Genomic DNA, 15,785 nt, shown 5'->3' with positions numbered 1-15,785 from the left:
CTTATCCCCCCCTCTGGGGGAGGCCGTCTTCATTTCCATGGTGAGGGGAAACGGTGAAGGTCTACATCGCCAACTTCGGTCGAGAGAACTACCCTGTTAGACCTGTGCGAGTTCATCGTTGATTGCGAACACAAGACCGCCCCGACTTGTGCAGAGGGGTATCTGAACGGCAGGTAACGCCCTGGAATGCGGCCAAGGCGTTCTCGATGGCGTCATGGGCCGTGGCGGCAAAGGTATCAACGGCTTCATCGTTCCGCTGCAAGCCGCCATCTCCGTACTTGCCTTCCTTGTCGCCCATCAGTTCGGCGATGTCTGGGTGATCGGCGATCATCCAGTTGCGGATCGTGGTGTGGCGAACTTGACCGTCGAAGTCGTCGGCAATCTCCCGATACGACTTGAGGCTGGTCAGTTCCTTGCCTTTGCGGTGGCGCTTGGCCTTGATGTAAGCGGTAAGGGCCTTGCGTAGTGCGGAATTGCGCTCTCGTGTCTTCAGCGGTAAGCCGTGAGCGAGGTTCGCCATCATCGCCATCCAGACCGCATCCGACTGAGTGGCCTTGAAGACCTCGGCCTCGACGGTGGTTCGATTGATGCTTTTCAGGGCGGCGACGCGGTGCCATCCGTCCACCAGAACGGCGGCTCCCTTAACCATCGCCACCTTCACCGGGGGAAAGGGGGCGTTGTTCTGGTAGTTGAGGGCATAACGCTGGACGACGGCGTCATTGAGCGAAGTCCGGGCCTGGAACCTCTTGTCTTGGACCAAACTCGAAATCAACACCGTCTTGATCTCGTTGCTCATCACTTCAAGTCCTTCACGGCCTGGGCCAGTTCCTCGTTCTCACGGCGGCGCTTCTCGGCATCCTCTTCCTCGCGGCGGGCCAGCAGCAGACCGGCAACGCCGAAGGTTTCGGCCAGCATCGCCCCCATGACCAAGGCGCTGGTGGCGGGCAGATCGCGGTAGACCCGCTTCAGCTTGTTGGTGGTGTGATCGTACCAAGTGCCCGCGTTCACATCGGCCAGCCCGCGCAGGCGGCGGGAAAGCTGGTGGCGGAAGGCATCGTCCGACAGGAAGCGGCGCGGGGCCTGTTCGTGCATCAGGTAGAGGGCCAGGGCGGTTTCGACCACCTCGCCTGCTTCCACATGCTCGGCCAGCTTCACCACCTCCTGGCAGGCTTGCCGCTCGTTGCGGTTCATGGCCTTGCCCCATCAGCCGAGGCAACCTCATCACCAAAATGGAAGCAGCGTTGCAGCGGATGAAGGATGGCGGGGAATGGGTCGTCGAAGTCGAGGACTTCTGACGCTGCCACAGCTGTTCATGATGAACACTTACAGGCAATCAAATGCGCGGCAACTTGCTGATAAATAATGCTTTTAGCGACATCAACGGGATGCTTTCTGCGTGTCGGCGTTCACCTCGTACCTTGGTAACTTCGCCACCTCCAGCGCCAGGGCCTTGATGGTCACATCGCCGTAGGTGTCGCCTACGGTCTTCGGGCTGTGCCCCTGCATGGCGTGGAGAACACGTTCAGCCATGCCCACTTCCATGCCCACCGTCTTCAGCCGGTGCCGCCAGCCGTGATTGGGCTGCACGTTGGGGTCGGTCACCACGGTGCGGACGAACTCGGTCACACGGTTCTTGGCGGTTCGCCAGGGGCCGCGAGTGGTCCCATCCTCCTTGGGCGTCAGGAAAAGGTAGCCCACTTCACATGAGGACACGAAGGCGGGGAAACCAAGGTCCACCAAGTGGCTGTGCAGCACCACCTCGCGAGCCTCGTTGGTCTTCACCGTCCCCGCCTCGGGGGTGATGGTCAGCACCCACAGGTCACCCACCTGCCGCAAGTCCTCCTTGCGAAGCTGCACCATCTCACCAATGCGGGCACCCGTGTAGGCACAGAGCCAGGGCGTCCACTTCTTGGCCGCCGCCAGCTTGGGGTGTTCCCGTCCCGGCCTGTAGGTCCAAGCGGCCTCAAGCAACGCCAACGCCTCTTCGTCGGTGAAGCCCTTGGGCCGCACCTTGGCCCTCTTGCCCAGCTTGATGGTGATGCCGGTGGCCGGGTTGCCGGTCATGCGGCGATTGCTCACGGCCCAGCCGAAGATGGACTTGAGGCCGGAGAGGTCGCTGTCCTTGACCGTCTTGGGGGAAATCGGCTTCCCGGTCCTGGGGTTCACCTCGGCAAGGCGATGATCCTTGAAGCCCACCACGTCATCGCCAGTGATCCGGCTGGCATCGTCGTGCCCAAGGAAGGCCACGAACTTGGACATGGTGTTGCGGTAGCTTTCGTAGGTGGCTGGCTTGGTGCCTGCGGCACTGGCCTCCTTCCACCAATCTTCCACCAGCCCGGTCAGCGTCCAGCGGCCCGCAGAGGCGACAGGAACTGCGCTGACGGGCTTAGGGGCATCCCACTGGGGAAACCGCTCCGCATCCGGGTCTGGGCGGTAATCGCCCTCCGCATTGCGTTTCAGCACCGCAGCGGCCTGGATCAGCGCCTTATCCAGTTCCTCGATCAGCCGTCTACGGCTGTCAGGATCGGTGCTGATGCCCTTGCGCAGCAACAGGTCGTCCACATGCGGCCCCATCCAGGCTTCCTGTTGCTCAAAGGCGCGGGCCTCGAACTGAAGGCGCAGCACATGGGTCCAAATCTCGGGGTCGCCGGGATCGTCGCCAACGGCATGGACGAGTTCGCGGTAAGCCTCGCCTGCCAAGGCCACGATCTGACGATGGGTTAGCGGTTCGGGCTTGGAGCGCAGCGCCTTCCAGCGGTTCTCCACCTCGGCGGCGATCTGCGCATAGGCCACCCTGGCTTCCGCAGGAGACTTGGTGCGGAGCGAGATTTTTTCCTCCCGCTTGCCGATGACGTCCCGAAGATCGTCGGGCACGGCTTTGCGGAAGTAGTAGACGCCTGTCTTGGGGTGCTTGAAAGGACGGCTCATAGCAAGGACCATTGGACCACCTGTTTGTACCACAGGGGGAGCCAAAGGCCATTGCTTTTGAAGAACTTACGCCATTTCAACCCACTAGAGGGGAAATGGTGCCCAGGGGCGGAATCGAACCACCGACACTGCGATTTTCAGCAGACGCCTCTGCAAGCTAACACATTGAAATATAACAACTTGCCCCAAACTGCTTTTGATGCCGTCGGCTTGCATTTTCTCTTTGTTCTCAAAAACTTGCGAGTCACGGACACTGCGATTAAGATTTTGGGGCAAGTTTGGGGCAAGTTGCCCCCACCTACCATGACCGAGCCCGCCCCAATGCCCGCTTATGCAACTGAATGGCACGACGAAACCGGCCAACTCATCCTCTTCCAGCGCCCGTCGTCGCGCTCCAAGGGGCGGTTCTACTTTCGCCTCCAGATCTTAGGCCAGCCGCGTAAAGAGGGACTGGTCGCCGCCGAATTCCGATATAGCCCTATGCACCTCGCGACTGCAGGTAGGGAATTCGATTTCGAAATGGTCAAGCGAAACGGTCCGCCTGAAGAGATCATCGAATTTGGCAAGCGCATCCTCTATCGCTATCGCGAGCAGGTTGGAAAAGGCAAACGCCTGAACTCGCGCCGGACACCAACCCTGGCCGAGGCCGCCGAGGATTACCTTGACGACTTGCTGGAGTTGCAAGGCCGCGGGCAGGTCAGTTGGACAAAATATGAGCATCACCGCAGTTTTATCACGCGGTATGTCGCCCGATACGATCTGTTCCAGAAGAAGCCAATTGATGAGATCGATACGGTCGATCTGGCTGTCTGGCAACGCTGGCGAGACACCTATTGGGTCAGTGGCCAAGGAGCCCAAATCGATGCCATAGAGTCGTTGCGAAATGGCGAGCCATTTGTTCGACGGATAACCGCCAAGGAAAAATCGATTCCTGCGGGCACGACAAAGAGCAAAGAATGGTCCTATCTGCGGGCGGTATTCAAATTTGCTCGTAGGCAGCGACATGTAATATCGATCCCCGACCATGCCCCCACGACCACGGACACGCCTTCATCAGCATCCAGCCCTACTCCACACTTCACCCAGGCTGACTGGATGCATTTGATGGAGGTTATTCCCAGCTGGCTTAACCCTCCAAAGCTGGTGGGAGATAATCGGCGCCATCGCCAACTTTGCTGGTGGTGCTGCCTTACCCTCCGGGCATACGGTTTACGTGTGGCCGAGGGATACCAATTGAAATTTTCCTCCCTCCTCCCCGACGTCGGCCCTGATGGTGAGGAAATTTATGTGAAGCTCCACGTCAACGCTGTGAAGTCACTGGTCAAGCCGCGCACGGTGGAACCAATCGATCACATGCGTCAGGAGATATCGACGATCCTGCTGAAGACGTTGCCCGCGTATTACGAGGCCCAGTTTGGCAGAAAGCCCACTGCCAATGACCCCTTATGGATGCACAGGGATGGCAGTGCGATTGGCTCATTCGCCAAAAGCTTTGATAGCCTTTTAGATTCGGCGAACCTGACGCACAATGTGTACGGCCATGATTTCGACCTAACAAGCATCCGCCACACAACCATCACAGAAGAAATTGAAACGAGCGATCTGAATCCTGGCGTAATCGCGACCTGGGCAGGCACCAGCATTGCCATGCTGGACAAGACATACAACCACGCGCTGGGTGTACGAGCACGTCGGCAGGAACGAGAACGACGGGAGCGCCTTCGCCACATGACTTCAGAAATGAAATCCGATAAGTAGCTGAACTACGCTTCTATAGCTAACTTTTCAATGAGTTAGCATAAACGCCCTATCGCCAAATGGGCCTTCCATTGTCACTCCCTCTCAGCCTTGAACTTGCCAACCCATATCACTAACTGATATGAATGCAGGCATGCCACATGCTGATCAGACCCTCTCATATCTGCTGGATCTTGACGGTGAAGAGATCATCTACGATGACGGCTATGTCGCCCGATTCAAGGTCAAGGCGATTGAAGCTACGGCCGAGAAGCCCCACGGCGTTTCGTATTCTCTGACCTTCCATTCCCGTGATGGCCGCCGGTTGATGGGATACGACAATGCCCATGGCGTTGCGCATCGTGGCGGCAAGTTTGTCGAACGCCAGACCGCCTTCGACCATTGGCACCGCGACGAAACCGACGAGGGTCGGCCCTACTCGTTTGTGACTGCCGAGAAGCTGATTGCCGATTTCTTTGATGAGATCGAGCGCATCCTGAAGGAGCAACACGATGGCTGAAAAGACCAAAGTCGGCATCGCCACCCACAATGAGCTTCGTGAGCGCGCCTTGCAGATTGCTCGTGGTGAACGTCGGCGCCAGCCTGATGAACCGAAGATTTGGTTCACATCGCTCGAGTCGTTGGCGAAGGTGTTGTCGGAACCAAATCGCAGGCTGTTGCGGATCATAGATGAACAACACCCGGCATCGCTGGCCGAGTTGGAGGTAATGAGCGGCCGTAAGGCCAGCAATCTCTCCAGAACCCTCAAAACCATGAGCCAATACGGCCTGGTCAAGCTGGTGCCAGGCAAGCGTGGCTCTGTTGCCCCCGAGGTGCTGGTACGCGGCGTTCAGATGGACTTGAGCATCGTTGGGTAATCAGACCGTTGGCTTGGACCATCTCGATGCAGGATAGCTGTGCAGTGGCTTCTGCTCTTCCACCGTATTCGCGACCGCCTCTGCCGCAGCAGCCTTGGGTTTCCTGCCAAGGCCAATCTTGATGGCCATCTCCGAGCGCTTTTGAGCGTAGTTGCGGGCAGTCATAGGGTAATCAGCAGGCAGAGACCATTTGGCTCGGTATTCATCGACCGACAAGGTATGGGAGGTCGATAAATGGCGGCGCAGCATCTTCTGCCGCTTCCCACATTCCAGGCAGGTGATGGCATCAGCCGTGATGGACTTCCGGATCGGCACGGCCGGGATGGGACGATCCGCATCGACTGGGGGCGGAGCATCGGTACCGGCCAAGGCTGCGTAGGTAGCCTTGATGAGCTCGGGGAGATCGGTGATGGAGATCTCGTGGTTACCCAAGTACGAAGCCACGATGCGGGCGGCAAAAGATACCTTTTGATCAGCCATTGATTGTGCCTCCTTGAGGCTTTGATCTGAAATTGTTACCGATACCAGTGACATAGCCGCAGCGACTGGTCAATCTGCAGTCTGATCGTCATGAAGCAAATGACATCATGATGAGATAAGCATAATTATTTCATGTAGAAGCGCTTTTATATAGAAATAAACTGATACCTGAGTATGTTGTTAGAAAATATTCACAGTCGCAAGCCGCATTTTCGCTGTATTTCTAAAAGATATTTTCCATCGAGCGATCCAATTTATTAACATGAAGCGGAGGTCAACGTTGACCTCCCCTCCAAAATCGCCTATGTCGAAACCAATAGCTACGTCACTTTCGCTGCAGCATCAGAGAAAAGCATTCGCAACTTTGTTCTGTGTCTTTCAAGTGCGCGACAAATCTCAGCCAAAACTCCATACTTGCCATAAATAGCGTATTCGGCGTTGTCTCGTATCTCCTCACATTCAATGCAGTACTCGTAATTTAATTCTACCGCCGTAAGCTCCGCATCACTAAAGTCAAATCTTTCTAGATCGCCCAGATCAAGAATGCCGCCGATGATCTTGTCATTGATAATCTGGAGGTGCCCAATTACGTCATCCTGAAACTCAGCATCTCTCATCGAAAGCAAAATGCGAGAGTACTCAACTCCATAGCTACGCTTTATTGCCAGCAACCTCTCTATATCGTCGCGACGATCTGATTTAGAGCCGCCACTTTCACACTCCACACATTCATTGCGCGTGTCTATAGCGCCCTCCTTTATGTATTTAATTTTAGACCATGTATCATTAATCTTACACACAAGCTCTTCCATTTTGCGTGACGCAAGATCATCTAATCCATTAGGATCTGTAGCCCGCTCTATATGGGAGTGATTCTCGCAGAACACAGATTCCCCCTCCTCATTAATACTGACATATACTGCCTGTTGCTCATTGTCGTCGCTGCCAGTTGGTATGATGTTTGTGCTCTTTTCTAAGTAGTTTACTACATTCATGTTGCTCACTTTATTATCCTCATTTTTACAATTTAATCATTGGGCCAAAAGTTGCTTTGGCCATTGCCATTAGCTCGTTGCGCCGCTTTGGATTCGGGCTAATCAGGCAGACATCCTCAGCCGTCCCCATCCATCGCTGTCCAGTGGATGCACGCCTGATGACATCGCCGCGTTTGCGAGCAGATCGAAGCAATTCAGCTGCCGCTTGATCGGTAAGTCGGATAACAATAACGTCCAGACCATCAAATAATGGCGGCGGCTTTATAACAAACAAGTCTTGATCAAGCGTCGCCATTGCGTGGCTTGCTGAGCACAATTTTGACATGTGCTTTCCTATTGTATTCATCACACCCATTTTAACCTCCGTGTTGCTTGGGTATGACGCAACGTTAGCCCCTTGTTTTGGATTTTTCGATATCTTTCGCCATCAAGATGGCGCAACAAATTTCGACGCTCGTCCCGGCGATTTCGCAGCATTCCCAAGAATTCACTTTTGATTCTGCGCCAGGCCAAGGGCGCCAAGACAGAATTATGGGCTGAATACTGCGTTCTGCCGCCGCACAAGAGGGATGAATTATTGCCGATAGCTCGGCGTGGTTGCATTCCATGGCAACCAACACTTCCAGGCGGGCATAACACAGGAAGTAAAACGAAATAATGACGGAATACCACAGTGACAGATATCGTCCTGTGAGTTGCCTACGCATTCCGCGCCAGGCCAATCATAAGGATTGATGAGATCATGAATGATAAAACATTAGTAATTTTTGAAATCAACGACATTGGCGTCGGCCTCCCGGAGGCCGATCTTCGAGCAATATACGAAAATATAGATGGATTTCCTCCGAACGCACTTAAGACGTCAGGTGATATCATTGATCATGTGGTGAGCGTGCATGGATATGACTTCAACCGCATGAATCGCTTTTGGATGAACCAGTTTATGGCTGCGATTGCGACATTTATTCACCACGATCAGTCAGCATACATGACAACCGAATATCGACGCACTCAGGCGACTAACAACAATAAATACAACTAATGTCGTCCTTGCCTGTGACGACATAAACCGAGGTGGAGATTTTGCGATGATTAAATATAGTCTGTGCGCGTTTACAGCATCGATAAATAAGTATGCACATCGTCGCCACCACCTCGCGACAACTTCCCGGCAGGAGGAGGCAAGCCTCCTGTCGGGACAACATATGAGGTGTAGCGATGAAGTATCATTTAACATTTTTTGGAAACTCTAAAGACAACATTGCTTCTGTTAGTGAAAGTGCCAACTGGGATGCAGTTTGTTCATTACTGACCGCCCATACCGCGACCGAGGCCAAGGACACCCTGATGGTCTGCCCCGCCCGCTTCGTTGAAGGTGGCGGAGATCCAGTCCGGCGCTGTGCGGCCAATGTGGTCGAATACAGTATGTTGGCCCTGGACATAGATGGCGGCTTCAGCATTTCCGCTTTCAAGGCCAAGTTCCGACCATGGAGGCATGTGGCCTATACAACCTATTCCCACCGCTCGGCCAAAAAAGGCGGCCAGGATGCATTTCGGGCATTTTTTCCATTAAACACGCCTGCACCAGCAGCGGTGTTTCGCGACATGCGGCCTGAGATCAAAGCTTGGGCGGGCATCGGTGATCGGTCACAGCTTGATCTGTCCCGCGGATTTTACCTCCCAACATGCCCCCCAGAACGAGTGGTCCTGGCAGAGTCTTGGGTCAATGAGGGGCAGTTTCTGGATTGGTCTGGGTGGGCGACTGCCGCCGCAGCCCGCATCGAGAGGGAAAAAACAGCCCCGGTGGTGGACCATCCAGAAATTTCGGATGAAACCCGCGCTTTGCTACTGTCCAAGCTCAAGAGCCGATATGTTGGCCAGGAGCCCCTTTGGTGGCGAATTGGCATTGCCATGGCCACCAACGGATTCACCCTTGATGATTTCCGATCCGTCACCCTCGGGGGCCTGATGCGACAAAAGTCGGCCAGTGACTGCGATGCCAAGTGGCGGCACTGCCTCCGGCAGGCGCAGCACGGCAAGCAAATCTCGCTCGGCTTTCTGATCAATGTCGCCAACGGCAAGTTCGTGGGAGGTGTGGCATGAGCACCTCCATTGACGCCAAAATCCAAGACCTTACGACCCAGGCTGAACAATTGAAGGTGGCCAGGAAGACTGCGGCCCAGGCGGATAAGCAGGCTGCTGCCGCGCTACGCGAGCAGCAACGGCAGGACCTTGAACGCCGGATCAAAGAGATTATCGAGCGGCAGGACTATCGCTTTATCCGAGGGCAAGGCAGCTACGTCGAACGAAGCCCAGCAGGGTGGGGATTCCTCAATAAACAGGCCTTGCAAAACAGCCACGCCGAACTCCAATCGAGCGAGGGATTTATGCTCTTCACCAAGATCTTGGAGACGGAAGGCCGGATTTACCGCGATATCACCGCCACCTTCGATCAAGCGCCGGAGCAGCACCTCAATCTCATCGACCGGCGCGATTGGGTTCAGCCCAATGTTGAGGATGTCCATCCATTCTTCGACTACCTCACTTGGACGCTTGCCGGTGAAAAGGAGGAGGCGCGGGATCACATCGAACATGTGATCAGCCGCAAATATCTTCAGCCGGAGAATTTCACGATCCCCTGCTTGGTGTTCTATCCGCAGGGTGGGATTGGCAAGAATGTCCTCGTCGACAACGTCCTTTGTACAATTTTCGGGCGACACCAAGTGGCTGCGGTCAGCACGGACAATGTATCTGGTTCGTTTAACGGCGTGGTGGCTGGTAAAACAATTGTATTTATTGACGAAAGTCAGAATGATAAGTTGGATATGGAAAAGATGAAGCGGCTTGTCGGAAATCGATACATCATTATTAATGAAAAGTTTCAGCGTCCATATCAAGTTGAAAACACTGCACTATACTTGATTGGCGGAAATGATGTGCGAGGTGTCATTCGAGTTGGCCATGATAACAGCGACCGCAGATGGTCAGTAATTAAAGCTTCGAGACCGATGCCAGAGGTTATTGCCGACTTGCGAGGTATCACCATCGACGAGGCAAAGTTGTGGATCTCAGAAAACATCTGGGTCACTCGAGACGCCCGCGAGGTTGGGCGCTGGCTGCACAACATTCTTGTCCGACACAAGGATAAGGGTGCTCCGAGCGCCTATCATGGTGAAGATTTCAATGAATTGGCCAGCAACCAACGGCCAGCCTGGGAAATGGTGGCCCATGAGGTTTTCGGCGATGAAGACTTTACCTATGTGTCAGCCCCCAAATTGCACGAGATGGTGAGCATCTTCACCAAGCAGTTCTTCCCAAACTCGCGGGTTCCAAATGTCAACGATTTGCGGGCATGCGTCAGTTCTTGGCTCGGAAAGCATCCCGAGTTCGGCGTGGGTCCGGAGATCCGGAAGGTCAACCTGACCAACATCGGCGGGGATCGGACGATCTCTTCGACCAGCGCCTGGGTCCGAGGGAATGCGACCAGCTGCGAACGGGTGAATGTCGTCGAAAAATGGGTTAGTTGCGGTTCATGGCGGGCTGAAGAAGATGCCATCAGTCATGATCCAGAACCGGTTGAGGACATGCTCAAGCGATTCAAAAATCGGGGCCTATCCGTGGTTAGCTGATGTGGTGGCGGGGCATCAAACTGGATGCTCCGCACCAACTAAATGGGATGCCGGTGTCCCGCCCAGAGATAACCATCCATGGCCATGGCACGGCGGGTTTGCGCCCAACTAAGCCGTTCAAACAGGCTCTGTCCGATCTTAAAAGCCGTCGCTTGTTCGCGCCGCGAACACTATGCCTCGACGGGCGCGTCGCCAGCCACCTCCAGCTGGGCAATGCGGGCTTTGACCTCGTCGCTCAGATAAGCCGCATCGATGGCGCGGAGATACCTAAGCGCCTCATCGTCGTTCGCCTGATATTCCAGGCGGCGCTTGTAGAAGGTAAGTCGGCCCTCGGCCTCTTGGATGATTTCGCCCCAGGTCTTAGCCCAGACGCGTACCCTGATCGGATCCTCCAGTTCCAGGATCAGTCCGCGCGGCTTTCCGGCTTGCCGGGCCTCTAGCTCGGCATCCGACGTGAACCTGTTCGATACTGCGACGAAATCCCACTCAACCTTGCTGTGCTTGAACCGCTCATCGAGCGCGACGGTCTTTGCGTACTTCTTGATCTGCCCCAGCACATCCTCGTTCAACGGCTGGGACGGGCGCTTCAACTCGACGACCAGATGCTTGCGCTCGTCATCTGTAGGGGTGGGTACCCGGCAGGACAGCATCAGATCGACGATTGCGGCCTTGCCATCGGCGTCCAAGACAGGCGCGGACGGGGCAGGATCCGCGCGGTCGTCACCGAGCAGACCGAGATGACTCCGCAGGACCGATGTCAGATCCTCGTCGTCGTTCATTAGATTATACTGTTCACCGAAGACCCAGGTCTCCTGCGCAATAATGCGGTGCAACTGCGATCGTTCGAGAAGCTGCCGCTTTGACTGGGGGGCGAACACCAGAAGCTGCAGCGCCCGCAGAAACTCCAGTCGGTCCGTGACGGCCTTTGCTGCGTTGATCACCGCAGTCAGCGATGTCTTGCGCAGCAAATCAGCCAGTTCGTCCTGCCGCGCCTTAGGCAGATCGATCACCTGTTCCAGGATGGACAACAGGTTGCCGGCGCCTGTCTCGATCGCTGCCTTGATCAGTTGGAGAACGAGCTTCTTTTGCTTGGGCGGCGACTTTTCGAATTCTGCACTGTAATCGGCTAGATTTAACGCGACCACGTCAAAGAGTTGCCGCTCATTGACCTCGATCGGATCCGCCGCTGCGCCCTCATAGGGGTAAATCTTGTTCTCGACCCACTCCTGGATCTTGTCCCTGGAGCGCTCGGCCTCCCTGCTCCTGAAATGTTCGCGCAGTCGTGCCTTGGCCGCGTCGATGAGCAGGTTGGACCCGACGTCCAGCTCAACCAGCCCTTCGGTATTGTCGTCGGCAAGAGCCTGGAAATGCTCTGCGGTCAAATAGGCGGTGAACTCGAATCCCCGCGCCTGTATGCCCGGCGCCATCTCGTAGAAGCTAAACCGTCCTGGCAGACAAAGCATGAGCCTGCGATCGACAGGCTTTTTCCATTCAACGATCTCGAGTGTCGCCTCATAAGTGTCGCCGCCCGGCTGGCTTACGCTGATCGGATAAGGGGTGACTGCCTCGATGGCTTCGCGTGCATCGACCTCGACGCCGTCATAAACGATGCGGAAGTTCGGATCGTCATAGAGCTGGAGCGCGAAAACGTCCCGGACGCGGTCGGCAAAACCGTTGCTGGCCCAAATTTCGAAATCATTCACCACGTCCCGGATCTCGACCATGCATCCCTGGCTGGAGGTCGCGATGATGGGCTCGCTCAGCTGGAAGCGCTTAAGATCGGTTTTTCGCCCGAAGATCGTGAATTTCTGACCGCCATTGCTCGAGGTCCAGGCAACGGTCTCGCCCAAGGCGAACGCCTTAAATCGACCCTGCCCTTTTTCCCCATGGATGGGGCGCCCGCGGCTGGTCTTCGTCGCCAGTTTCTTCCAGGAACCGCCTAGTTTCTGAAACAACGCCTCCACGGTAACGAGGGGGATGCCAGTGCCATTGTCGATTACCCGGATGGTGCCAAGCTGGGTGAGCTGCCCTTCCTCGAGCTGAACGCGCACTTCGGTAGCGTCTGCATCATAGGCGTTCCAGATCAGTTCCGAGATTGCCAGTAATGGCCGTGCCGTCGTGATCCGCTGGATATGGTCATTTTCAACTTTGACTTCGATCTGCTGCAAGCCGGCCCCCGACGCGATGCATCCTATTTTTTTCACGATGGGCTAATCTTTTCAATCTCAAAGCGAGGTTGGTGTGATTGGTGTCGGCAGCCATTCATCGACCATGACAATGTTTGTATTTCCGGCCTGATTGGCACGGGCACCGCTCGTTCCGGCCGATCTTAGAACGGCGCGGTTGTGAATGCGCCGCCGATCCATTGCGGGCTGCGAGAAGCTCGTGCACTGCAGCAGGAATGACGACCTCTCTCTGCGGTGGAGGGCCAGACCGTCGAAGGCTTGCAATGAGGCGACGCTGATCTTGCAACTCGCCCTTTCCAGCGGGGCTAAGCCCCGCCTCATACGGGGTGAGCCGCTGCATCTCGTTTTCGGCGGCATTGAACCTCCCCAAATAAGCGAGGACAACAGCATATTGGCTGCGAACCGGCACCACCCAGGAAACTAGGCTCAATGCCTGGACGGTCGGCAGAAGAATTTTCTCGATGACGTCCCGCGCTCCTTCAAAATCATTGTGGACGCAGAAGTCGTCCACGAGATCCTGGCCCACCCGTATGATAGACTGGGGGGCGTGGGCAAGTTCGTAGAACTTCATCGCGTGAATGCGAGCGAACGGTGATGATCCGCCGGATCGCTGTAGTGCCTGTGCGTGGAGGTCCAACGTGTCAGCGAGATGTTTCAGGTCATCTCTGTTATCTCGCCCCTTGGGCAGCAGCGGGCGGATGGCTGGCGGGTTTCTGCCAATGACCTGCTCAGGCGATAGGCCCAGGAGGTCGTAATACTCTTGCCCAAGCCGTTCCGTTTCCTGAAGCGTGAGATCGTAGGCCCCTAGCTTGAACATTGCCAGGGCTCGGTTGTAGCGGAAGATGCGATGATGCTGGTCGCTTTCCGGAAGACGCTCCTCGACCTCGGCAAGCATATCCATAACGCCCTGGGCATCGTCGTTGCCAGACACCGCCAGCATGCGCTTCATTGCCCAGGCCAACCACTCATCTGGCCCGAGCTCGTTGTTGTCCAGCAACGCGCGCATCGCGTCGATACGCTCCAGCCCGCGCTCGACATCGCCTTCGCGCAGATCGTTGAACACCAGCCCGTCGAGAGCCCATAGGCGCGTCTCGGCATCTTCCTCCGCATCCTCGGAGATCGCGATCAGAAAGGGCTCGATCTCGCGCCAAACGCCCATTTCGTGGAACAACTCGTCGGTCGCGAACTCAACCAAGATTTTTGCCTGACCGAGTTGGCCGAACAGCCTCACCAGCAGAGCAAGCTTCGCAATGCTCCAATCCTTTTGGATCGACTCGATGATGGTGGCTGAGAGGAGCTTCCGGCTTTCGCGTTCATGGTCCGCGCCGCAACCGGCGATGTATGCGCGACCGAGTAGCCGCATCGCGTCGTGGACCTTGATCCCGGCATTGCTGAAGAGCTCGACCGCTCCGCTATCCGGAAGCTGCCGTAGCGAGCTGATGGCGCTCTGGCGCGTGAGCTTGCAGGCTTTCTGAAGGTATGCGCTGGCTTCGTCTCGCGAGAGGGGGACATCGGCGAGGCTGAGTGCGGCTACTACCTCCTTCATTGGTTCGGGCATCGTGTCGAAGGCGCGCTTAAGGATCACCTGCTGCGCGGTTGCGACAATATTCGTCTGCGCTTCGACGTCCACGCAGATGGCTGCGATCCGCCCATCGTATTCTCGCTTCGCGACGGTCGCTGCATTCAACACATAGTAGGGCAGACCGCCGGTAAGACGCGACAGATGCTCGCAATCCGCATAGTCGGCCACACAGCCGGCCTCGGCGACCACCGCCGCAATGGTGTCCTCGTCCCAACCACCCAGCGTTTCATGCTCGACGCCGAGGAGTGCCGCGATCTCCTGTGTCACGATGCCAGGCTGGCACAGCAGAAGAAAGCGGACGTTCTGCGCGTAATCGACAATCGGTTTCAGGTCCGCCGGTGTCAGGCGATGGGCATTGTCGATCACGACATCGACACTCAGCCCGTCCTGACCGAGCTTGATGTTCAACGCGCCAAGCGTCTCCATGCCCGACGCACCCGGCAGGAGAATTTCGCCCAGGACACCGTGACTGCGGCCGAAGAGCTTTGCGGCGACTTCCCGCGCGACTGCGGATGCCAGCGCCGGTCCGGGCATCTCGCCAACATCGAGGTACACGGCTGGTGTCCCCAAATGTGTCGCGGCTTCAGCGACCCAGGCAGTCTTTCCCGCGCCCGACAGCCCTGAAAGCACCCTGACCCGTCCTCCGGTCGACAACGGTGGCTCGTTGATCTGCGCCCTGTAGACGGCCGGCGGCGAAGGAAAGTCCTGCATCTGGACGACCAACTGCTCAAATAGAGCCGGTAGTTCATCGCGATGGAACGCATGATCCCTTCGCGGAGGTGAGCCCGAGGCTGCCAGCATCGTAGCGCCTGCGAGCTTCCAGGTCAGCGTGTCGGGCCGCAACATTGCAAATGGCAGCTTCGCCGCCAACGTGCTGCATGCAGACGCAGCGGCGTTCACGTCGATGGGCGGCTGGGGGAGCGCCGGGTCAGCAACCGCTGGGCCGCCTGGCCAATGGACCTCCACATCCTCCGGCCAATCCGCCGATGCGAGCATTCCAGCGAGCTTCGGCGCCGGGGCCGCATTCGAGGCGATAACGAAGCGCGCCGTCCCAGTTCGTGCCCCGGCGGCGTGCTCCGCCCGAATTACAGCGAAGCGCTCGATCGCGCCTGTGACGTCGCCAGCTTCCATGAGTCCCTGGCGTGTCTTCACCTGCACATAGACGCTGTCGGCTTCCCGATGCAGTTCTACGTCCTCGTCAGCTTCGACCATGATTTTATCGACGCCCGCCGATCCCGCGCGCAGCAGGCAGTTCGCGAGATAGAGGTGCTGATATAGGAAACCACGATGGGCCGCTTCGATACGCACCAGTTGGCGCGGATCGAGCACATTTGGTTTCTCCCCTTCGTGGTTCTGGGTCATTCCGCAGC

The 15,785-nt window shown here is 56.5% G+C and carries 14 protein-coding genes; 6 read left to right on the top strand and 8 right to left on the bottom strand.

Features of this window, described 5'->3' with window-relative positions:
- Positions 1-112: 112 nt before the first annotated feature.
- From WV31_RS05060 to WV31_RS05050, 3 genes are all read right to left on the bottom strand, one after another.
- Complete coding sequence (locus WV31_RS05060) at positions 113-796, bottom strand: hypothetical protein (RefSeq protein ID WP_085372548.1); 684 nt, start codon at positions 794-796, stop codon at positions 113-115.
- Entirely contained in the window at positions 796-1,191 is a 396-nt protein-coding gene (locus WV31_RS05055) for a hypothetical protein (RefSeq protein ID WP_085372547.1), read from the bottom strand. The genes WV31_RS05060 and WV31_RS05055 overlap by 1 nt, the downstream gene beginning before the upstream one ends.
- Positions 1,192-1,377: 186 nt before the next feature.
- Positions 1,378-2,928: a DUF6538 domain-containing protein gene (locus tag WV31_RS05050; RefSeq protein ID WP_145980750.1), complete on the bottom strand. Its 1,551-nt coding sequence runs from the start codon at positions 2,926-2,928 to the stop codon at positions 1,378-1,380.
- Between the two features lie 303 nt (positions 2,929-3,231).
- Here WV31_RS05050 and WV31_RS21440 point away from each other — a divergent pair, with 303 nt between their 5' ends.
- The 3 genes from WV31_RS21440 (at position 3,232) to WV31_RS05030 (ending at position 5,543) form a co-directional block, all read left to right on the top strand.
- A complete protein-coding gene (locus tag WV31_RS21440; RefSeq protein ID WP_145980749.1) occupies positions 3,232-4,686 on the top strand; it encodes a hypothetical protein in 1,455 nt (484 codons plus the stop codon).
- A gap of 133 nt (positions 4,687-4,819) precedes the next feature.
- A complete protein-coding gene (locus tag WV31_RS05035) occupies positions 4,820-5,185 on the top strand; it encodes a toxin-antitoxin system TumE family protein (RefSeq protein WP_085372543.1) in 366 nt (121 codons plus the stop codon).
- A complete protein-coding gene (locus WV31_RS05030) occupies positions 5,178-5,543 on the top strand; it encodes an HVO_A0114 family putative DNA-binding protein (RefSeq protein WP_085372542.1) in 366 nt (121 codons plus the stop codon). The genes WV31_RS05035 and WV31_RS05030 overlap by 8 nt, the downstream gene beginning before the upstream one ends.
- Here the strand turns inward: WV31_RS05030 and WV31_RS05025 are convergent, their stop codons facing one another.
- From WV31_RS05025 to WV31_RS21430, 3 genes are all read right to left on the bottom strand, one after another.
- Positions 5,544-6,023, bottom strand: a complete 480-nt coding sequence (locus tag WV31_RS05025; RefSeq protein ID WP_085372541.1) for a MucR family transcriptional regulator — start codon at positions 6,021-6,023, stop codon at positions 5,544-5,546. It lies immediately after the preceding gene.
- 320 nt (positions 6,024-6,343) lie between these two features.
- The gene (locus tag WV31_RS21435; protein ID WP_145980748.1) at positions 6,344-7,027 is read right to left on the bottom strand and encodes a hypothetical protein; all 684 of its coding nucleotides are present in this window, start codon (positions 7,025-7,027) and stop codon (positions 6,344-6,346) included.
- Between the two features lie 16 nt (positions 7,028-7,043).
- A complete protein-coding gene (locus tag WV31_RS21430) occupies positions 7,044-7,373 on the bottom strand; it encodes a hypothetical protein (RefSeq protein WP_145980747.1) in 330 nt (109 codons plus the stop codon).
- 387 nt (positions 7,374-7,760) lie between these two features.
- Here WV31_RS21430 and WV31_RS21425 point away from each other — a divergent pair, with 387 nt between their 5' ends.
- The 3 genes from WV31_RS21425 (at position 7,761) to WV31_RS05010 (ending at position 10,647) form a co-directional block, all read left to right on the top strand.
- Positions 7,761-8,060 (top strand): hypothetical protein, encoded by a 300-nt coding sequence (locus tag WV31_RS21425; RefSeq protein ID WP_145980746.1) that lies wholly within the window; start codon positions 7,761-7,763, stop codon positions 8,058-8,060.
- Positions 8,061-8,236: 176 nt separating this feature from the next.
- Positions 8,237-9,121 (top strand): hypothetical protein, encoded by an 885-nt coding sequence (locus WV31_RS21420; RefSeq protein ID WP_145980745.1) that lies wholly within the window; start codon positions 8,237-8,239, stop codon positions 9,119-9,121.
- Positions 9,118-10,647 (top strand): primase-helicase family protein, encoded by a 1,530-nt coding sequence (locus WV31_RS05010; protein WP_085372538.1) that lies wholly within the window; start codon positions 9,118-9,120, stop codon positions 10,645-10,647. The genes WV31_RS21420 and WV31_RS05010 overlap by 4 nt, the downstream gene beginning before the upstream one ends.
- Positions 10,648-10,817: 170 nt before the next feature.
- On the opposite strand, the gene WV31_RS05005 is transcribed toward WV31_RS05010, so the two are convergent.
- Positions 10,818-12,815, bottom strand: coding sequence for an ATP-binding protein (locus tag WV31_RS05005; protein ID WP_168185851.1), 1,998 nt, complete (start codon positions 12,813-12,815; stop codon positions 10,818-10,820).
- Positions 12,816-12,909: 94 nt separating this feature from the next.
- Entirely contained in the window at positions 12,910-15,777 is a 2,868-nt protein-coding gene (locus tag WV31_RS05000; protein WP_206072586.1) for an SEC-C metal-binding domain-containing protein, read from the bottom strand.
- Positions 15,778-15,785 lie beyond the last annotated feature (8 nt).

It is taken from the genome of Magnetospirillum sp. ME-1 (assembly GCF_002105535.1).
In the GTDB taxonomy this organism is placed as follows: Bacteria; Pseudomonadota; Alphaproteobacteria; order Rhodospirillales; family Magnetospirillaceae; genus Phaeospirillum.
Note: the sequence above shows the minus strand (reverse complement) of the source record. Positions and strands in the feature narration are given on the sequence as shown.